We start from the raw sequence: 19650 nt of genomic DNA on the forward strand, positions 1-19650 counted from the left end.
GGTAGTGCCCGACCGAAGGGATTCGGGGGGTGCCCTGGTCGTCGCTGGACGCGATCGGCGTCACAGATCGAGGACCAGGCGCCCCCCGCATGAGCGGGACACACAGATGAGCATGGTGTCGCCGGCGGCACGCTCGTCCTCGGTGAGCAGCGAGTCACGGTGGTCGGGCTTGCCGTCGAGTACGTCGGTCTCGCAGGTGCCGCAGGTACCTTCCCGGCAGGAGAAGTCGACCGCGATTCCCGCCGCCTCGACGGTCTCGAGCACCGAACGGTCCGCCGGCACGGTGAGGGTGAGCCCGGAACGGGCGAGCTCCACCTCGAACGCCTCGGCCGGGGCGCCGTCCCCGTCCCCGGCCTCGGCCGTCCGGGCCGGAGCGAACCGCTCGACGCCCAGCGTGCCGGGCGGCCAGCCCGCACACTGCTCCTGAACCGCTTGCAGCAAGGGTTCGGGACCGCAGGCGTGCACCAGGGTGTCCGCCTCGGGCACGCCGAGGTGGGCGGCGAGGTCCAGCAGGCCGAACTCGTCCTGCGGACGGACGAGCACCCGGTCCCCGTACGGGGCGAGGCGGTCCAGGAACGCCATGGAGGTCCGGGTACGGCCCCCGTACAGCAGACGCCAGTCGGCACCCGCGGCCTCGGCGGCCTCGACCATGGGCAGGATGGGCGTGATACCGACGCCTCCGGCGATGAACAACTGGCGGGCGGCGGGCCGCAGCGGGAAGTTGTTCCGCGGCCCGCGGACCCGCACGGTGGCGCCTTTGCGGAGATGGTCGTGGACGTACGCCGAGCCGCCCCGGCCCTGCGGCTCGCGCAGCACGGCGATCTGCCAGGCGTCGCGGTCGGCCGGGTCTCCGCACAGCGAGTACTGACGGATCAGTTCGCCCTCGTCGCCGTTCCCGCTGGTCCCGCCGTTCAGCAGTACGTCGATGTGGGCGCCCGGTGTCCAGGCGGGCAGTGTTCCGCCGTCGGGGCGGCGCAGGGTGAGGGAGACGACGTCGTCCGCTGCGAGGGTGCGGGCGGCCACCGTGAGGGTCGTCGGGGCCGGGGGCAACTGGTCGTTCATGATGGTTCAGCTCCGGGGTTCAGGCCTGTGTCGGCACATGCAGCAACAGCGCGTCGCCCTGGCCGCCGCCCCCGCACAGGGCCGCCGCTCCGCTGCCGCCTCCACGCCGCCGCAGTTCCGCCACGAGGGTCAGCACCAGCCTGGCCCCGGTCATGCCGACCGGGTGCCCGAGCGCGATCGCGCCGCCGTTGACGTTCACCTTGTCGAGGGGGACGTCCAGCTCCCGTACAGAGGCCAGGGCCACTCCGGCGAACGCCTCGTTGATCTCGAACAGGTCCAGGTCGGCGGCCTTCAGCCTGCCGTCCCGGGACAGGGCGTCGCGGACCGCGCCGGCCGGCTGGACGAGCAGCGACGGATCGGGGCCGGCGACCGTGCCGTAGGCGCCGATCTCGGCGAGCGGGGTCAGGCCCTCCCGCCGGGCGCGTTCCGCGCTCATCACGACGACGGCCGCGCCGCCGTCGGAGAGCTGCGACGAGTTGCCGGCGGTGATGGTGCCCGCGCCGGAGAAGGCCGGCCTCAGGCGCCCGAGACTCTCGGCGGTGCTCGTCGGCCGTACGCCCTCGTCGGTGTCCACCAGCGTCTCGCCCCGGCGTCCGGAGATGGTGACGGGGGCGATCTCCTCGGCCAGCGCGCCCGACTCCTGGGCGTGGGCGGCCCGTTGGTGGGACAGCGCGCTGTACTCGTCCTGTTCCCCGCGGGTCAGGGCGAACGGCTGCTGATAGCGCTCGGTGGCCGCGCCCATGGAGACGCCGTCGAAGGCGCAGACCAGGGCGTCGCGGTCGAGGGCGTCCTCCACCGCGGCCGAGCCGTACTTCCAGCCGGTGCGGGATCCGCGGAGCAGGTGCGGGGCGCCCGACATGGACTCCATGCCGCCCGCGACGACCACCTCGTGGCGGCCCGAGGCGATCATGAGGTCGGCCAGGGCGATGGCGTGCAGCCCGGACAGGCAGAGCTTGTTGACGGTGCTCGCGGGGACGGAGAACGGAATACCGGCCTGGATCGCGGCCTGCCGTGCCGAGTTGGGACCGGCCCCGGCCTGCACGACATGGCCCATGACGACGGCTTCCACGGCCGCCGGGTCCAGGTGGACTGCGGCCAGGGCCGCGCCGATGGCATGGGCGCCGAGGTCGACCGCGGACAGGGTGCTCAGGGCGCCCATCAGCTTGCCGACGGGCGTCCTGGCTCCGGCGACGATGACGGATCCGGGCATGGCCGGGACCTCCTGGAGTGTGGGACGACTGGAATGTGGCGGGACGGTCAGGCGACCGCGTCGACGGCACGTTCGGCGACCATGTGGGCCGTCTCGTTGACCGAGTGCAGAACGATCCGGCCGCCGGGCATGCGCCGCACGCGGCTGACGGACGTGTAGCCGGGGTGGAACCAGAACATCGTGGGCAGGCCGAGCACCGTCGCCAGATAGGTGTTGGTGATGCCGCCGTGGCACACGACCGCCACCCGGCCGCCGGGTCGGGCGTCGAAGATCGTGTCCATGGCCCGCACGGCACGAGCCCGGAAGGCGTCCCAGTCGAGGTCGGGCACGAAGTCCTCGTAGCGTCCCTCGGCCAGCGCCGCCGCCCGGGGATCGTCCGTGCCGATCTGCTCCGGTGGCGTGTAGGGCTGGGACACGTCCGTGTCCCACTCGCGCAGGTCGTCGAGGACGGTGGCGGTCATGCCGGTGAGGCGTTCCAGGGGCGCCGCCGTCTCGCGGGCACGTCGGAACGGGCTGGAGTAGAGGGCGTCGATGTCCTCGTGCGCGAGCCAGTCGGCGAGGCGTTCGGCCTGGGCGGCGCCTTCCGGCGACAGCCCCGGGTCGAACACGCCCGACGTGGGGAGGCCGTGCCGGATGAGGAGGAGTTCGGTCATGGACGATCCTTCGTACAGGTCGGGGGAGGGGAAGCTCAGCCGGCGATGGTCCGTTCCGAGCTCCAGTAGGGGCGGCGCATCGCGCGTTTGTCGAGCTTGCCCATCGCGTTGCGCAGGAGTTCGGGAACGAACTCGTACGACTTCGGGCACTTGTAGGCGGCGAGGCGCTCGCGGCAGAACCGGTCCAGCTCGTCGGCCGGCGGTTCGTCTCCCGCCGCCACGACCAGCGCCCGCAGCGCCTCGCCGAAGTCCGGGTCGGGCACGCCGATCACCGCGAGTTCGACGACCGCCGGATGCTGCCTCAGGACCGCCTCGCTCTCGGCCGGATACAGGTTCACGCCGCCGGAGACCACGACGTCGGCGGCCCGGTCGGTGATGAAGATGAAGCCGTCCGCGTCGACATAGCCGATGTCGCCGAGCGTGAAGACGCCGGGGGAGAGATAGGCGGCCTTGGTCTTGGCAGGGTCCGCGTGGTAGCGGACGCCCTGGTCGTCGGGTGCCCGGAAGGCCAGCAACCCGCGTTCCCCGGAGGGCAGTTGCTCGCCGGCGTCGTCCGTGACCAGCACCTCGAACGGGGGCCGGACCCGCCCGACGGAGCCCGGGTGCGCCAGCCACTCGGTGCTGCTGATGCGGGCCACCGTTCCCGCCTCGCTGGCGCCGTACGACTCGGTCAGCACCGGCCCGAACCAGTCGATCATGGCTCGCTTCACGTCCGGGGGACACGCGGAGCCGGTGTGGGAGACCTGCTCCAGGCTGGACACGTCGTACCGGGCGCGGACCTCGTCCGGGAGGGCGAGCAGGCGCTGGAAGTGGGTGGGCACCATCACCGTCGAGGAGACCCGCCACTGCTGCACCCGGCTGAGGAACGTCTCCGCGTCGTATCTGCCGAGGACGACCACCGGCTGACCGGCGGCGAGGTGGCGCAGCGAGGTCAGCGGCGCGTTGTGCTGGAGGGGGCCGCACACCAGGTGGGCTCCCGGCGGGAATCCGGGCCGGGCGGACATCGCGGCGAGGTAGGCGGAGCTGTCGGCGACCGGGCCGCCGACCCAGCGCACCTCGGTGCCGCGCGCCCGTCCGGTGGTGCCCGAGGTGTAGACGAGCGGGGGCCGGGCGGGCCTGTCCGTCGGGAGGGAGCGCCCGGCGGGGGCGGCGGCCAGCCACAGTTCCCAGTCGAAGGCGTGCCCGGTCTCCGGGGTGCCGTGTGTCACGACCGGCAGACCCAGTTCCCGGGCCGCGTCGAGGGCGGCGCCCGCGCCGACGGGTCCGGCGATGATCCCGGTCACGCCCGCGTCGATGATCTGGTCGACGAGCTCGCCCGACGTGAGGTTCCGGGACGCGGCCACGGTCCCCACTCCGGCGCGCAGACCCGCCAGATGGGCCACGAGCGTCGGGATGGCGTTGTCACCCAGGACGGCGACCCGGTCGCCCTGGCCCGGCGCGAACTCCAGCAGCCGGACCGCAGCCCGCGCCACCTGGTCGGCGAGGGCGGACCAGGACAGCACGCCCAGGTCGTCCGCCAGGGCGGGTTCGTCGGGTGTCTCCTGGGCGCGACGGTCGAGTGGCAGCAGCGACATGGCTCCTCCGGCGGCTCCGCGGGCCTCTCCCGATTCGAGGGGAGAGGGGATGCGGAGACTGTAGCGTTTATCAAGAAAGTACGGAACACTCTGATCCCAGACGGAGGTATTCCCGCATGTTTCAGCGGGATAGGCGCGCACCGCCACTCCCCGTTACTGCATCTGTCGTCTGGTAAGTGACCGAGGAGGAGTCATGTCCCAGCCCGATCCGGACGCATGGCGAACACAGGTCCGGCAGTGGCTGGCCACCGTGCTGGAACCGGCGCGAGCACCGGAGGCCGCTGCGGAAGCCGCCGATCTCGCCGTGTTCCACAACCTCCCCGAGGACGAGGAACGCCTGCTGCTGGAGCGCTGCCGCGCCTACCAGCGGGCCCGCTTCGACGCGGGCTATCAGGCGCTGACCCTCCCGGTGGACAAGGGCGGCGCGGGCCTGACCGCCGCCCACGTGGCCGTCTTCGCGCAGGAGGAGTCCGCCTTCGAGGTGCCGCCGTCCACCGAGCTGATCAGCGTCACCGTGCGACTGGTCGCGATGGCCGTCTCCCTGTTCGGGACGGACGAGCAACTCCACGAGCACGCCCGGGCGTTCCTGCGCACCGACCTGCTGGCCTGCCAGCTCTTCAGCGAGCCCGGTGCCGGATCCGACCTCGCGGGCGTGCGCACCCGCGCTCGCCAGGAAGGGGGTGGGGGCACCTTCCGGTCGAGCGAAGCCGAGAGTGGGGGAGAGTGGGTGATCGACGGTCAGAAGGTGTGGACCTCGGGCGCCCAGTTCGCCGACTACGGCCTGCTGCTCGCCCGTACCGACCCGGATGTCGTCAAACAGGCCGGCATCACCGCGTTCCTGGTCCCGATGGACGCCCCCGGGGTGGAGGTGCACCCCATCCGGCAGATGAGTGGCGGCGCCTCCTTCAACGAGGTGTTCCTCAGCGGTGTTCGCGTCCCGGACCGGCTCCGGATCGGGCGCCCGGGCCAGGGCTGGGAGGTCGCCACCACCACCCTCGCCTTCGAACGGACCGCCTCCGGAAGCGGCAACCGACGCAAGGGCGGCACCTTCACGGACGTGCTCGCGCTCGCCCGCTCGCTCGACCGCACCGCAGACCCGCTGGTCCGCCAGCGCCTCGCCGACCTGTACGTACGTGCCGCCCTGCGCGCGGCCACCGTCGACCGGGTCGCCAGGACGAGCGCCTCCGGCGGCCGGCCGGGGCCCGAAGCGTCGTTGACCAAGCTCATGGCCTCCGACCTGCTCACCCGTACGGGACAGGTCGCCGCCGAGCTGCTGGGAGCGCGCATCAGCGCCGACACCGGGGAACCCGGCACCTTCGCCTGGACCCAGCATCTGCTCGGTGCCCCCGGCTACCGGCTGGCCGGAGGCACCGACCAGATCCAGCGCAACCTGATCGGCGAACGGGTGCTGAAGCTGCCGCCGGAGCCGCGGGTGGACCGGGCGCCGTTCTCGCAGCTTCCCGGCAACTAGAAGACTCATCTCACGAAGGAGTGACATCGATGGATCTGGGACTGACAGGCGCGAAGGCGCTGGTGACCGGCGCGAGCCGGGGCATCGGCCGGGCGATCGCCGGAACACTGGCGGCCGAGGGCTGCGCGCTGGCCCTGTGCGCCCGGGGTGAGGAAGGTCTGGCCAAGGCAGCCGCCGAACTGCGCGGCGAGGGGGCCGTCGTCTTCGCGGAGGCGGTCGACGTCACCGACCCGGCCGCGCTCGCGGGCTTCGTGGAGCGGGCGGCCGGTGAACTCGGCGGGCTCGACCTGCTGGTGTCCAATGTGTCGGCGGGCAACGTGAAGGGCCCCGAGTCCTGGGAAGCCAGCCTGCGCGGCGATCTGATCCCGTTCGCGGGACTCGTCGAGGCGGCCCTGCCGCATCTGGAGGCCTCCGACCGGGCCGCCGTCGTGGCCATCGGCACCACCAACGCCTCCGACACCGCGCGCCCGGCCGGCGCGAACTCGTACTCCGCCCTCAAGGCGGCCGTCGTCCAGCACGCCTCGGCCCTCGCACACTCCCTCGCGCCCAAGGGCATCCGCGTCAACACCGTCTCGCCCGGCCCGATCGACTTCCCCGGCGGCGCCTGGGAGACCATCCGTACCAGCCGCCCGGAGGTGTACGAGGAGGTGCTCGCCAAGCTGCCGATCGGCCGTTACGGCAGCGCGGAGGACGTCGCCGCCGCGGTGGCCTTCCTGCTCGGGCGGACCGGCTCCTTCGTTGTCGGAGTCAACCTCGTGGTGGACGGCGGGCTGCTCACCCGCGTCCAGTACTGAGCCGTGGCGGGCCCGGCCGGCCGCCTGGACGCCGTGCTCGTCTGCGGCGGCCGGTGGCACGACTTCGACCACGCGCGGCTGCGGCTGCTGGAGCTGCTCGGCGAGCATCCTCGGGTGCGCACCACGGTGTACCAGGACTACGACTGCGTGCCCGCCCTCGATCGGGCCGACCTGCTGGTCACCTACACCTGCGACGTCCGGCCCCGCCCGGCGCAACGGGCCGCACTGGCGCGGTTCGTCGAGCGGGGCGGGCGCTGGCTCGCCCTGCACGGCACCAACTCGGTGATCGAGGTGACCGGCTCGTCGACGAGTGACGGGCCGCGGGTGTTCACGACTCCACGGCTCCTGGGGGAGCTGGCCGAAGTGCTCGGCAGTCAGTTCCTCGCCCACCCGCCGATCGCGCCGTACGAGGTGCGGGTGACCCGGCCCGACCATCCGCTCGTCGCCGGGATCGGGCCGTTCACGGTCACCGACGAGCTGTACGTGTGTGAGCTGCACGGGGAGCTGGAGGTGTTGCTGCACGCCGAGTACACGGGCCCGTGCCGCGGCTTCGCCGAGGGCGACACGGCGGCGCTCGACAACGCGCCGCGACCGGTGCTGTATCTCAGGCGGCACGGTCTCGGCGAGGTCTGCTACTTCACCCTCGGCCACTGCCGGGGGCGCTACGACATGCAGGACCTGGGTGTGGGCGACACCGGGCGGGTGGATGCGGGGCCGTGGCAGACGCCGGAGTTCCTGACGGTGCTGCGGCGGTGCGTCGAGCGGGGGGTGGCGGCCGGTGGGTTTTCGCCCCCGCCGCCCCTACCCGTCCCGTCCCTGGGGGCTGCGCCCCCAGACCCCCGCTTTCGGCCCTGAAGGGGCCTCGTCCTCAAACGCCGGACGGGCTGAATATCCAGCCCCTCCGGCGTTTGAGGAGCGGGGGTTCGGGGGCAGCGCCCCCGAGGACGGGATGGGACGGGTAGGGGCGGCGGGGGCGAAATAGTCGCTGGGCCCCCGAGCCGCGCTCAACCGTGCGGCAGCACCACCGCACGGCCGTTGTGGCCGAGTGCCATCGGTAGCGGGTAGGGGAACTGCTCCTCCGGCCAGCCCATCACCGCCAGGTCGGAGTGGCAGATCCCCGCCGCCGTCACCTTCAACAGCACCTGGCCCGGGCCGGGTTCGGGCACCGGTACCTCGACGACCTCGGGGGCGTGCCCGATCCGCCGGTACTGCACAGCCTTCATCCTCAACTCTCCTTACTGGTGGCGCTGGTGTCCGGTCGGGTCCCCGTCCTGCGGCGCAGCACCGCCGGCAAGGCGATCCGGCCGCCCGTGAGGACCAGCGCCACGATGAGGACAGAGCCGGTGAACAGGCTCGCGGCCCATTGCGCGCTGGTGGCGAGGCCGAGTCCGGTGATGCCCGTGCCGAGCAGGAGGACCGCCAGGACCGTGCCCCAGGCGTTGAAGCGGCCCGCGCGCAACTGGGTCGCCCCGACGAACGCGGCGGCGTAGGCCGACAGCAGATACGGGGTGCCCGCGGTCGGTGAACCGGAGCCGACCGCGGACGCGAAGACGACGCCGGCGAAACCGGAGAGCAGCGCGGAGGCCACCAGGGTCAGGAAGCGCAGCCGGTCGGTGCGCACGCCCTGCAGCCGGGCCGCGTCGGCGTTGAAGCCGGTCGCGTACAACCGGCGCCCGGTGGCGGTGTGTTCCAGCAGGAACCAGATGGCGAGGGCGGCGAGCAGCAGATACAGCACCGGCAGGGTGACGCCGCCCACGTCCAGCTGGGCGATGCTCGCGAACGGCTTGGCGAGCAGCTGCACACCGGTGATCGAGCTGTCGTTGGTGACCATGGTGATCAGGGACTGGATCAGCGCGCCGGTGGCCAGGGTGGCGATGAACGAGTCGACGCGCAGCACCACCACCACGATTCCGTTGACGACTCCGACCAGCAGCGCGGCGGCCATCGCCAGGGCGATGGCCGTGCCGGGCCCGAGTCCGGTGGAGACCATGAAATGCGCGGTCAGCACGCTGGTGAGCGACATGGTGAAGGCGATCGACAGGTCGAAGACCCGTGCGGCCAGCGGCGGTACGACGCTGAGTGCCACCAGGCCCGCCACGGCGTTGCCGTTCAGCACCTGCTTGACCGTGATGGTGGTCGGGAACGTGTCCGGCGCCCACACGGAGAAGAGCACGACGATGACCAGCCACACGTACACGGCGCCGATGTTGCGGAACGACAGGGCAGTCACCGCCCGTCGGACCACTGCCTCGGGCATGGGCACAGCGGTGCTCTCCGGAGCGGACGGCGGGAGCTCCGCCGCCCGGGTCGGGGTGGACGTCATGTCAGCCGGTTCCTTCCAGGGCGTATGTCAGCCGGTGCGTTCCAGTACGCATGTCACTCGGTTCCTTCCATGGCGTGCACGAGGGCCGACTCGGTGATGTCCCGGCCGCTGATCTCCCGTGCGATCCGGCCGTCCCGTACCACCAGGACGCGGGTGCACAGCGCGAGCAGGTCCTGTGTGTCGGAGGACGCCACGATGACGCCCATGCCCTCGTCGGCCTGGCGCTCTATCAGGTCGTACAGCTGGAGGCGGGTGGCGATGTCCACGCCCGCCGTGGGCTCGCACAGCGTCAGTACGGGTGGGCGCTGGGCCAGACAGCGGGCCATGACGACCTTCTGCTGGTTGCCGCCGCTGAGCGTGGTGATCCTGGCCCCGCGACCGGCCGTGCGCACGCCGACCCGCCGGATCCAGTCCTCCGCCAAAGCGGACTCGCGGCGGCGGCGCAGCCGTCCGGAACGGGCGCGCAGCCGGTCGAGGAGCGGCAGGGTGAGGTTCTCGCCGACCGAGAAGTCGCCGATCACCCCCTCGCCCGCCCGGTCCGCCGGGACCAGGGGAAGGCCCAGGCCGTGGGCGTCACGCGCCTCGGTCCACCGCTCCGAGCGTTCCGGCAGCCGCAGCCTGCCGCTGACCCGCCCGGAGTGGGCGCCGCACACCGCGTACGGCACGATCTCGTGGCCAGAGCCGACCAGGCCCGTGATGCCGAGGCGCTCACCCCTGGCCAGATCGAAGCCGACGCCCCGCAGCGGACCGGCCCACAGGTCGCGGACCTCCAGTACGGGTTCGGCGGCGACACCCGAAGGAGGCGCCGGACGGTGGTCGGTCTCCATCTCCTCGCCCGCCATCAGCTCCGCCAGCGTGCGCGGAGTGAGTTCGGAGACCGGGCGGGTGGCGATCCGGCGCCCGCCGCGGATCACGGTGACCCGGTCGGCGAGCGCGAAGATCTCGTCCATCCGGTGCGAGACGTACAGCACGCCGGCCCCGGCGTCGCGGACCTCCCGCACGATGTCGAACAGCCGGGCCACCTCACCGGGGGGCAGTACGGCGGTCGGCTCGTCGAGCACGAGGACACCGCGCCGGCCCTCCCAGCCCTGGAGCGCGGCGGCGATGGCCACCACCGTGCGCTGGACGGGAGTAGCCATCGACAGGGGCCGGCGTACGTCGATGCCGAGGCCGAACCGCTCGACGAGGGCGCGCGTCCGTTTCTCCATCTCGGGCCAGCGGATGTTGCCCAGCGCCGTGCGGGCGAAGCCGTGACTGAGGGCGAGGTTGTCGATGGCACTCAACTCGCCCACCAAGCCCAGCTCCTGGTGGACGAAGCGGAGCCGGTCGTGACGGGAGGCCGTGACCTGGCCGAGGTCGAAGGGCTCGCCGTCGAGTTCGGCCACCGCGCCCGGCTCCGCGTGGTGGTAGCCGGCGAGGATCTTGATCAGGGTGGACTTGCCGGAGCCGTTGGGCCCGATCAGGGCATGGATCTCGCCGGGCGCGACCTCGAGGTCGACGTCGTCGAGGGCCTGGGTGCCGCCGAATCTCTTCGACAGGGCGGCCACCCGCAGCACCGGACCGGTCCGCACGGTCCCGGTCAACTCAGTCCCCACAGCGCCTTGAACTGCTTCTGGTAGTCCTCGACGATCGGGAAGTCGCCGTCGGCCGAGGGCAGGTTGTCCTTGGTGACGAGCAGGTTGGGCAGGGCCGCCTGCTGGTCCACGTCCATGGACTGGCCGGTGAAGTGCCGGGCCAGCGCGTCGGCCTGGAGCCACGCCGTCTCGTGCGAGTTCAGCGCCATCGCGCCGTCGGTGAGACCGCCCTGGATGTACTGGTAGTTCTGTGCGTCCCCGACGTTGACGACGATGCGCTTACCGGTGACACCGGCGGTCTTCAGCGCGGCCGGCACGCCCACGTTGAGCAGACCCAGCGAGAAGACGACATGGGTCACCTTCGGGTGCGAGCGGAGGTACGACACCACCCGGTCCGGCATGTCCTTGCCCACCGAGGTGATCGGCACGTCCACGTTGTCCAGCCCACAACCGGTGCACCACTCCTTGTACTTGGCCGCGAAGGCGTCCTTGACGGGTTTGAGGATCGTGTACGCCGGCAGATCGAAGTACACGGTGTCCGCCTTGGCGCCGCTGTTCGACACCACCCATGAAGCGAGCATCTGGCCCTGGATGCCGACGTCGTCCGGTCCGTTCTTCAGCAGCGAGATGCCGTCGCCGACCACGTCGTCGGCGTTCGACTGGATGACGGGGATGTCGGCGGCCTTCAGCTGCTCCAGTTGCTTGGCGTAGACGGCACGCGGGAAGCCGGAGGCGATGACGGCGTCCGGCTTGTCGCGCAGGGCCTGTTCGTAGGCGGCCTGGACGGACTCCGGGGTGCCCTGGGTGGCGATCTGCTTCACCTGCCAGCCGAGTTCCCCGGCTGCCTCGGTGAAGAAGTCGGCGAGATCCTTGCAGGACTGGACGCCGCAGAGGATGAAGTCGATCTTCTTGCCCTTGGGGATCGGCTTGCCGACGGGCTGGGTCACGGAGATCGCGGCCGGGCGCTCGGAGAACGTCGCCAGGGCCGCGCGGGCCGCCGTCAGGCCGGGGGAGCCCGGCGCCGCCGCCTGCGTCGAGTCGGCGGCGGGGGTGGTACCGCTGCCGCACGCCGCCAGGGTGAGCAGGGAGGTGACAGGGACGATCGCGGTGAGCGCGCGGCGGACCGCGTGGCGGGGTCTGGAACTCATCGTTGAGTACTCCCGAGGTGTGCCGCCTGCGCTGCCGAGACCCGCGTCGCTTCCGCGATGCTTCCGCGTTCGCGGCGGTCGGCTCGGTCAGGCGGACCGATTCTGTGGTGCTCCGGGCGGGAACGCCGCGGGGCTGGGCCGGGACGGAAAGAGGTCGTCCCAGGACGAGAAACTTTTGAGGCACTACAGCCTCAAGTGGGTCGGAGTGTGACACGCCTCAGTGGGCTTGGGGAGAGGGTCGCCGCAAGAAATTCCATGATTACGCTGGAATCTGGTCATGACCTCGGGGGGAGCGGGCTTCGTCACCGGCAGGAGTGTTGCTCCCGGCCGCGACTGGTAACTACACTCACTCTAAAGTTTCTGCCGGAGGAGAGATGATGGACGCAACATCGGAGCCGGCCACCGCACGGTGCCCCGGGCCCACCGTCCAGGACTACCTCGACCAGGACAGCCGCCCCGTTCCCCCCGCCCTGCGGTTCGAGCGGAACGACCACCTGGGCAGCGAGGACATCGACACCGCCCGCTTCACGTCCCGGGAGTGGGCCGAACGCGAGATGCGGCAGGTCTGGCGGCGCGTGTGGCAGTTCGCCTGCCTGGAGAGCGAGATACCCGAGGTCGGCGACCACGAGGTCTACGAGATCGGTGACGACTCCCTGATCGTCGTCCGCACGGCCCCCGACGAGATCCGGGCCTACGTCAACGTCTGTCTGCACCGGGGCCGCAAACTGCGTACGAGCGGCGGCAACGTCGGCGAGTTCCGCTGCTCGTTCCACGGCTTCGCCTGGAACCTCGACGGCACGATGCAGACCCCGCCCTGCGCCTGGGACTTCCCGCACGTCACCCCGGAGAAGTTCGCCCTCCCCGAGGCCCAGGTGGCCACTTGGCGCGGGTTCGTCTTCATCAACATGGACCCGTACGCCGAGTCCTTCGACAGCTACCGCGGCACCTTCGACGAGTACTACATCTGGCCGCTGGAGAACCGCTACAAGTCGCTGCACATCGCCAAGGTGCTGCCCTGCAACTGGAAGGTCGCGCAGGACGCTTTCATCGAGTCCTTCCATGTGATCGCCACCCACCCGCAGATGCTGCCGTGGCTCGCCGACGCCAACTCGCAGTACGACGTCATGGCGGACCAGCCGAACTGGAACCGGATGATCAACATCCAGGGCGCGCCCAGCCCGCACGTGGCGGAATCCGTCACGGAGCAGGACGTCCTGGAGACCTTCTACGACTCACGCGCGTTCTACGCCGCCGCCCAGGGCCGCGACCTGGTGATGCAGGAGGGCGAGGAACTGCCGGCGGTCCCGCCCGGCGGCACCGCCCGCCAGGTCCTCGCCGAGCGGATGCGCGCACAACTGGCGGCCACCTCGACGCAGGACTTCTCGACGACTCCGGACACCGAACTGATGGACGCCATCAACTACTTGCTGTTCCCCAACTTCAACCCCTGGGGCGGCGCGAAGTCGAACATCATCTACCGGTTCAAGCCCAACGGCCTCGACCCCGACTCCTGCACCGCCGAGATCATCTTCATGTCGTCCCCGAAGCAGCCCGGCGAGACGCCGCCTCCGGCGAAGATCCGCTGGGTACCGGAGGACATGCTCTTCGCCGACATCCCCGAACTCGGCGTGCTCGGGCCGGTCTTCGACCAGGACTGCGAGAACCTGCCCTACGTCCAGCAGGGTCTGAAGGCGATGCGCAAGCCCGGCATCACACTGGCCAACTACCAGGAGAGCCGCATCCGCCACTTCAACCGGACGCTCGACCAGTGGATGGACAAGTGACCCACCGGGTGGCGGTCAGGCCCCTGGGCGAGGAGCTCGAAGTCCTCGACGGAGAGGACCTGTTCACCGCCGCCCAACGGCTCGGCTACCGCTGGCCCACCGTCTGCGGCGGCAAGGGCACCTGCCGTACCTGCTTCGTCCAGGTGGAGGAGGGCGCCGAGAACTGTTCCCCGGTGGGCCCGCTGGAACGCGAGGGCATCGAGGCCCTGCGCAGGCCGGTGGACGGCCTGACCCGGCTCGCCTGCCGGCTCAGGGTCGAGGGCCCGGTGACCGTGACCAAGCGCGGCGTACGCCGCCGAGTGCAGGAGTGAGGCCCCCGTGCCCAAGCAAGTGATCCACCCGCTCACCGGGCATGTGTACCGGCTCACCGAGGACGGACTGGTCGAGGTGACCGACCCCGGGACCGGGGCGCAGGGCGTCTTCGACTTCCAGGCCCGGTGGCAGTCGGGCGAACTGCGCCACGCCGACCTCCAGATGGCCGGCTGGGTCGGCCGCCTCGCCCAGCGGCGTACGCCCCCGCAGCCGGAGCAGTGATCCCGTGACGCGGCCTCGTACGACCCGGGTGGTCTGTCTGGTGCGCCGGCCCGCCGGAGAACCCCTCACCACCGACTTCGCCGTCGAGGAACGACCCCTGCCACCCCTGGGCGAGGGGCAGTTGCTGGTGCGCAACCTCTACATGAGTGTCGACCCGTCCATGCGCGGGCGCCTGGAGAGCACCGAGAAGCACTACACGCACAACTTCACCCCGGGCTCGCCGCTCGACGGCCGCGCCCTCGGCGTCGTGGAGGAGAGCCGCTGCGCCGCAGTGCCGCCAGGCACCTACGTACGCCACCAGCTCGGCTGGCGGCAGCGGGCCGTGCTGGACGCGGCGGACACCGACGGCGCGGGGCGCATCGACCCCCGACTCGCCCCGCTGCCCACCTGGTTGGGGCTGCTCGGGCAGACCGGGTTCACCGCCTACGTGGGTCTGACCCGGATCGCGGAGCTGCGCCCCGGCGACACCGTGCTCGTCTCGGCGGCGGCAGGCGCCGTTGGCACCGCCGCCGGCCAGTTCGCGCGGCTGCTGGGTGCGGAACGCGTCGTCGGGACCGCCGGAGGGCCCGACAAGTGCGCCCTGCTGGTGAAGGAGTTCGGCTACGACGCCGCCGCCGACTACCGTGCCGAGCCGGTGCGTGACGCGCTGGCCCGACTGGCGCCCGACGGCATCGACGTGTACTTCGACAACGTCGGCGGTGAGCAGCTCGCCGCCGCCCTGCACGCGCTGCGCACGGGTGGCCGGGTCGCCCTGTGCGGCATGATGTCGCAGTTCGGCGGTGACCGACCGGCCGGCCAACGGTCCGCCGACATCAACCAGTTGATCCAGGCGGTCCTCAAGCGGCTCACCCTGCGCGGCTTCATCGTCCGCGACCATGACGACCTGCGGCCGGAGTTCGAGCAACGGGTCGCGGGCTGGCTCGCCGAGGGCCGGATCACCGCGCGCGAGACGGTCGTTGACGGCCTGGAGAACGCGGCGGGGGCGCTGCTGTCCCTCCTCGGCGGGGGCAACGTCGGCAAGATGCTGGTGCGGTTGGCGGACTGAAACGGCTGAAGCGGCGCCCCCATCGGGGGCGCCGCTTCAGCCGTTTCAGCGCATGGGCCGGGACTCGGCGACCGTGTGGACCTCCAACGAGACGCCCACCCGGGTCAGCCCGGCCGACGCCGCCCTGAACTCCTTCATGTGCGGGGTGCCGAAGTGCTCGTCGAGGGCCAGTTGCGAGACCCACCGCTCATACACCCTGATACGCCGCTCGTCGCCGGGGTCCGCCGTCATGGCGTAGTCGAGACAGCCCGGCTCCTCCTCGCGGGTACGGTGCCCCAGTGCGACGAGATGCCCCAGCATCGTGTCGCGGTCGCCGGGCTCGTAGTCCATCCAGCCGGCGACGATGATTTCCTCAGCCATGGGAGTCACGCGTTTCCTCTCGCGATCGTGACCGCGGACCCGCCGCTGACGGGGAAAGCAGCGACGGGCCCGCGGAGTACTCAGCTGCCGAGCGGCACCGGGACACTGTCCACGGTGACCGTGCCCCGCTCGCCGTCGACCGTGATCACCATGCCGTCCCGCAGCCGTCGCGTCCCGCTCTCGACGGAGATCACGGCCGGGATGCCCAGCTCACGGCAGACCACCACGGCATGGCTGTTGAGCGCGCCCACATCCACGACGGCCGCGCCGGCGACCAGGAACAGCGGGGTCCAGGCCGCGTCCGTGATCGGCGCGACCAGCACCTCGCCGGGCTCCAGCGCCTCGCACGAGGCCGGGTCGGTGACCACCCGCACCCTGCCGGTGTACGTGCCGTGGCTGCCGCCCACACCGCCGAGCACATCGCCCTCGACGGCCGCCGGGGTGCGTTCCTCGGCGCGGCGCGGCCAGGTGTCGACCTCGGTCTGCGCGTCCTCGGCGACGAAGAACGGCGGCTCCAGCTCGTACAGGCCCGCGTACTCCTCGAGCCGCTGTGCGATGACGGGACCGAAGGACTCCGGGGCGGCGACATAGTCGTCGAGTTCGGTGTCCAGCAGCATCATCACGTCCTCGGGCCGGGCGAAGAGCCCCGCCTCGACCCCGCGGCGACCGAGTTCCCGTACGGCCATGCGGATCTCGTTGACGACGGTGACGCAGTTCGCCTTGGTGCGCTCGCGGGCCGGGATCCACACCTGGGAGGCGTGCATGCCGGCGTCGAACATGGGCTGCGTCTCCTCGGGCAGCGCGGCCCGGATCTCCCGCGCCGTCCGCTCGCGCCCCTCGGTCAGCCGTGTCCGGCGGGCGGCCGGGGAGTCGTCGTCGGCGCTGTGCCGGATCCGGTCGACCAGGGCCAGCGCCTGGACGGGCGCCGCCTCCCAGGACAGCGCGTGGATGTCCCACTCGTTGGGGCCGCGGTCGCCGGACTCCGCGAGGAACTCCTCGAAGGAATCACGGAACGCCTTCAGGTCCCCGGTCGCGGCGTCGAGCGCCTCCTCCACCGCGGCCGTGCCACGGTCGAACAGCGCGGTCAGCTCGGCCGAGGCCGACACCTGGCGGGACAGCGTCCACAGCCCCGTCGAGGGCGAGGCGGAGTCGACGTCGCCGAGACCGCCGATCAGGTCGAGCATGGCGCCGGGGCGGTCCACGCTCGCGCACAGCGGGCCCAGGATCGCCGGTCCGACGGACGCGGGCAGTGACGACTCGACGTGCCGCTGGAAGGTCGTCTCGACCTCGTCCAGCAACGACCTTGCGTACGCCACCAGTTCGGCGTCGGACAGCGCTGTCAGGTCGGGGCGCGAGTGGCGCAGGGCGCGCAACCGGACCCGGTCCGCGTCGGCCTCCGGGAAGCCGGCCTGGCCGAGCATCCGCCCGAGCGTCGCGCCCGCCTTGCCGGTCAGCTCCTCGTCCTGGTCGTCAGGGTGCGCCACGTACACCGGTGTGTCGGAGCGCTGACCGACGAAGGCCGCGTCGATCTGGTCCGCCGTCTGGCCCATGCGGATGCCGAACAGCCGCATGTGGGACAGGTTCAGATAGAAGTGGCCGCCGAACATGCCGACGAACGGCGGCCGTGGGCCGGCCACCTCCTCCTCGCGGTAGATGCCGAACCCGACGAAGCCGTTGCGCCAGCCCTGCAGGCCGCGCCCCCAGACCAGCGTCCAGCCCAGCGGGCTGGCGGGGTCCGGCAGGGTCTCGCCCGCGTTGGCCCGGGTGTAGTGCGGCAGCCGCTCACTGCGCTGCCAGTCCGTGATCCAGCTCTTCATGACCGAGGTCTCCCGCCGTCCGTACCCGCGCCTGGCCCGTCTGCCGCTGCCCCGCCTACCACTGTGCCGTACCGCCGTCGACGCTGATCAGCGTGCCGGTGATACCCGAGCCCGCCTCGCTCGCGAGCAGCGAGGCGACCGCCGCGACCTGCTCCACCGTGGTGATCTGCTTGGTGGCGGCATGCTCGGCGAACCGGCCCAGCCACTCCTCGTACGAGATGCCCTCGGCCTCCGCCGCGGCGGGGCCCGCGGCCCGCATGAGGTCGGTGTCGACGGCGCCGGGGCAGATGGCGTTGCAGGTGATGCCCTGGGTGCCGTACTCGAAGGCGGTCGCCTTGGTCAGGCCGTGGATGGCGTGCTTGTTGGTGATGTAGTGGCTGATCGCGGGCTTGTTGGCCTGTTTGCCCTCCACCGACGAGATGTTGATGATGCGGCCCCAGCCGCCCTCCAGCATCTTCGGCAGTGCCCGGCGGGTGCCGTAGAAGTAGCCGTTGATGTTCAGGTTGAGGGCGTCGTGCCACGCCTCGTCGCTGAGCTGGTGGATCGGGGCGAAGCCGGAGCTGCCGCCCACGTTGTTGACCCAGATGTCGAGCCTGCCGAAGCGCTCGGCGGCGAAGTCGGCGAGGCCCTCGATGTCCTCCTGGCTGTTCGCGTCGCAGGGGTGGAAGACGGCCCGGTCCCCGGCGCCCATCTCCTCCAGGGCCTGCTTGCCCTTGACCTCGCTGCGGCCGCTGACCACGACCGTCGCGCCGTCGGTCAGGAAGGCCTCGGCGATGGCGCGGCCGATACTGCGCGTGCTGCCCGTGATCACCGCGACACGTCCGTCGAGGCTGCCCGTAGCCACCATGGTGTTCTCCCGCGAGTCTTGTTGGTTGCTCACCTGGCGGCTCTGGGGGCTGCTGTGACGCCACTGTCCAGGTGCTGGTGAATGGTGCGGTGCAGGTGCTGGAGTCCGGGCTCGTTGCGTCCGAAGACGAAATCGGTCCCGGCCAGGGCCTTCAGGCCCTGCTGGACTCCGTAGGTGGTCGCGTAGTCCTCGTCACGGACCACCTCGTGGAACCACTCGCCGAACCTGTCGGCGACCTGGCGTTCCTCGTCGGTGACCGCCGGTTCCCGCAGCAGGATGATCTGCTGGGTCACCGACTCGGTCGCCGTCCGGGGGAGCACCAGGGACACGGCGATCTTCTGGCGCCAGCCGCCGGCGATCGCGAGGCCCGGGAAGAGCCAGTAGATGGGGCCGACACACTCCCCGGGGTCCCGCTGGTCCGGCGGCAGGTCGACCGCCTGCGCGATGGGGCGCAGGGCGGGCGCGATGCGCTGGTGGGGGCCCCAGGTGTCGTGGGCCATCATGTTGGAGAGGTTCGTCTCGAACACCGTCTTCGGGTGCAGCGAGGCGAAGTGGTACGTCTCCAGATACCCGTCGAGGGTGACCTTCCAGTTGGGACTGGTCAGGGCGCTGGTGGAATAGTGGTGGCACTCCGCCAGCCGGAGGCCCTCGAGCAGCGGCAGCAGATCGCCCAGCCAGTCGTCCAGGTCGGGTTCGGCCGCCGGGTCCAGTGAGACGAAGACGATGCCCGCGCGTTCCCCGGCCGGGAGCCGGACGAGGCTGCGGCCCTCGCGCGGAACCTCGCCGAAGGTCTTCTCGGCGTACACGCCCCGCAGCTCCCCGGCCAGGTCGTAGGACCAGGAGTGGTACGGGCAGGTGATCCGCTTCGAGACCCCGCAGCCGGGTTCGAGGAGCTTGGCTCCCCGGTGCCGGCACGCGTTGATCATCGCGTGCACGGTGCCCTGCCGGTCGCGGGTGATCAGCACGGGGATGCCGAGCACGTCGATCGCCTTGTAGGTGTTCGGCCCGGGCAGCTCGGCCGACATGGCGAGCGGAAGGGGGACGCTCCGGTGCACGGCGTCCGTCTCGCGCTGCCAGCGGTCGGCGTCGAGGTAGTTGGCCACGGGTTCCGTCCACTGGCCGTCCGCCTCGTGCGTGGTGTTGGCGAGGTAGTGCGCCATCACCCGCTCGACGAGCTCGGCGGCCTCCCGCCGCATCGTCTCGGACGCCGCGTCGGTGGACCGGTCCTGGCTGATCCACGACGAGTATTCGGGGGTCGGGGCAGCAGACGGTGCCGAGGCCGGCGACCTGAGCTCAGTACCTGGTTCCCGAATCTCCGGCGAACTGGTCTGGACCACGATGTCCTCACAATCCTTCCAGCCGCGAGCCGGTGACCGGCTTCGGAATGCGACGGCTGGGTTGTGTCCGAAACGACAACAGGACTTAGTGTGCTCTGTCAATAGAAAGTGTCGAAG

Annotated in this window: 18 protein-coding genes and 1 pseudogene; 7 read left to right on the plus strand and 12 right to left on the minus strand. The window is 71.3% G+C overall.

The features are described 5' to 3' along the window. Positions 1 to 60: 60 nt before the first annotated feature. The 4 genes from G3I56_RS27370 to G3I56_RS27385 are packed head-to-tail and all read right to left on the minus strand — an operon-like array spanning position 61 to position 4499. Positions 61 to 1062: a PDR/VanB family oxidoreductase gene (locus G3I56_RS27370; protein WP_164413399.1), complete on the minus strand. Its 1002-nt coding sequence runs from the start codon at positions 1060 to 1062 to the stop codon at positions 61 to 63. Positions 1063 to 1081: 19 nt separating this feature from the next. Beyond that, on the minus strand, positions 1082 to 2272 hold the full coding sequence (locus G3I56_RS27375; RefSeq protein ID WP_164413401.1) for an acetyl-CoA C-acyltransferase: 1191 nt from the start codon (positions 2270 to 2272) through the stop codon (positions 1082 to 1084). 47 nt (positions 2273 to 2319) lie between these two features. Then, positions 2320 to 2925 carry a histidine phosphatase family protein gene (locus tag G3I56_RS27380; RefSeq protein WP_164413403.1) on the minus strand — a complete coding sequence of 202 codons (606 nt, stop codon included), beginning with the start codon at positions 2923 to 2925 and terminating at the stop codon, positions 2320 to 2322. 35 nt (positions 2926 to 2960) lie between these two features. Then, on the minus strand, positions 2961 to 4499 hold the full coding sequence (locus G3I56_RS27385) for an AMP-binding protein (RefSeq protein WP_164413405.1): 1539 nt from the start codon (positions 4497 to 4499) through the stop codon (positions 2961 to 2963). A gap of 193 nt (positions 4500 to 4692) precedes the next feature. Here G3I56_RS27385 and G3I56_RS27390 point away from each other — a divergent pair, with 193 nt between their 5' ends. The 3 genes from G3I56_RS27390 to G3I56_RS27400 are packed head-to-tail and all read left to right on the plus strand — an operon-like array spanning position 4693 to position 7619. Further along, positions 4693 to 5970 (plus strand): acyl-CoA dehydrogenase family protein, encoded by a 1278-nt coding sequence (locus G3I56_RS27390; RefSeq protein ID WP_164413407.1) that lies wholly within the window; start codon positions 4693 to 4695, stop codon positions 5968 to 5970. A gap of 29 nt (positions 5971 to 5999) precedes the next feature. Next, the gene (locus G3I56_RS27395) at positions 6000 to 6764 is read left to right on the plus strand and encodes an SDR family oxidoreductase (protein WP_164413409.1); all 765 of its coding nucleotides are present in this window, start codon (positions 6000 to 6002) and stop codon (positions 6762 to 6764) included. Between the two features lie 3 nt (positions 6765 to 6767). Beyond that, a complete protein-coding gene (locus tag G3I56_RS27400; protein WP_343240062.1) occupies positions 6768 to 7619 on the plus strand; it encodes a ThuA domain-containing protein in 852 nt (283 codons plus the stop codon). 176 nt (positions 7620 to 7795) lie between these two features. On the opposite strand, the pseudogene G3I56_RS27405 reads toward G3I56_RS27400, so the two are convergent. From G3I56_RS27405 to G3I56_RS27420, 4 genes and pseudogenes are all read right to left on the minus strand, one after another. Further along, positions 7796 to 7987 (minus strand): annotated as a pseudogene (locus G3I56_RS27405) (alcohol dehydrogenase catalytic domain-containing protein); the annotation flags it as partial. Between the two features lie 2 nt (positions 7988 to 7989). After that, positions 7990 to 9087, minus strand: coding sequence for an ABC transporter permease (locus tag G3I56_RS27410; protein ID WP_164413411.1), 1098 nt, complete (start codon positions 9085 to 9087; stop codon positions 7990 to 7992). Positions 9088 to 9140: 53 nt separating this feature from the next. Beyond that, a complete protein-coding gene (locus tag G3I56_RS27415; protein WP_203690782.1) occupies positions 9141 to 10670 on the minus strand; it encodes a sugar ABC transporter ATP-binding protein in 1530 nt (509 codons plus the stop codon). Beyond that, entirely contained in the window at positions 10667 to 11809 is a 1143-nt protein-coding gene (locus G3I56_RS27420; RefSeq protein WP_164413415.1) for a substrate-binding domain-containing protein, read from the minus strand. Before G3I56_RS27420 ends, G3I56_RS27415 begins: the two co-directional genes overlap by 4 nt. 374 nt (positions 11810 to 12183) lie before the next feature. Here G3I56_RS27420 and G3I56_RS27425 point away from each other — a divergent pair, with 374 nt between their 5' ends. Genes G3I56_RS27425 through G3I56_RS27440 form a run of 4 tightly spaced genes read left to right on the plus strand, consistent with a single transcriptional unit; the run spans position 12184 to position 15172 of the window. Continuing rightward, positions 12184 to 13593: an aromatic ring-hydroxylating dioxygenase subunit alpha gene (locus G3I56_RS27425; protein WP_164413417.1), complete on the plus strand. Its 1410-nt coding sequence runs from the start codon at positions 12184 to 12186 to the stop codon at positions 13591 to 13593. Beyond that, positions 13578 to 13904: a 2Fe-2S iron-sulfur cluster-binding protein gene (locus G3I56_RS27430; RefSeq protein WP_229695357.1), complete on the plus strand. Its 327-nt coding sequence runs from the start codon at positions 13578 to 13580 to the stop codon at positions 13902 to 13904. Before G3I56_RS27425 ends, G3I56_RS27430 begins: the two co-directional genes overlap by 16 nt. Positions 13905 to 13911: 7 nt before the next feature. Beyond that, on the plus strand, positions 13912 to 14127 hold the full coding sequence (locus tag G3I56_RS27435) for a transposase (RefSeq protein WP_164413419.1): 216 nt from the start codon (positions 13912 to 13914) through the stop codon (positions 14125 to 14127). A 4-nt stretch (positions 14128 to 14131) separates the two neighbouring features. Beyond that, on the plus strand, positions 14132 to 15172 hold the full coding sequence (locus G3I56_RS27440) for an NADP-dependent oxidoreductase (RefSeq protein ID WP_164413421.1): 1041 nt from the start codon (positions 14132 to 14134) through the stop codon (positions 15170 to 15172). Positions 15173 to 15217: 45 nt separating this feature from the next. Here G3I56_RS27440 and G3I56_RS27445 read toward each other — a convergent pair whose 3' ends face one another. The 4 genes from G3I56_RS27445 to G3I56_RS27460 form a co-directional block, all read right to left on the minus strand. After that, positions 15218 to 15532: a putative quinol monooxygenase gene (locus tag G3I56_RS27445; protein WP_164413423.1), complete on the minus strand. Its 315-nt coding sequence runs from the start codon at positions 15530 to 15532 to the stop codon at positions 15218 to 15220. A gap of 80 nt (positions 15533 to 15612) precedes the next feature. Continuing rightward, on the minus strand, positions 15613 to 17349 hold the full coding sequence (locus tag G3I56_RS27450) for a PEP-utilizing enzyme (protein ID WP_164413425.1): 1737 nt from the start codon (positions 17347 to 17349) through the stop codon (positions 15613 to 15615). Positions 17350 to 17404: 55 nt separating this feature from the next. Next, entirely contained in the window at positions 17405 to 18229 is an 825-nt protein-coding gene (locus G3I56_RS27455) for an SDR family NAD(P)-dependent oxidoreductase (RefSeq protein WP_343240063.1), read from the minus strand. Beyond that, positions 18226 to 19533, minus strand: coding sequence for an aromatic ring-hydroxylating dioxygenase subunit alpha (locus G3I56_RS27460; protein WP_164413426.1), 1308 nt, complete (start codon positions 19531 to 19533; stop codon positions 18226 to 18228). Before G3I56_RS27460 ends, G3I56_RS27455 begins: the two co-directional genes overlap by 4 nt. Between the last annotated feature and the right edge of the window lie 117 nt (positions 19534 to 19650).

Source organism: Streptomyces sp. SID12488 (genome assembly GCF_010548275.1).
Taxonomy (GTDB): domain Bacteria; phylum Actinomycetota; class Actinomycetes; order Streptomycetales; family Streptomycetaceae; genus Streptomyces.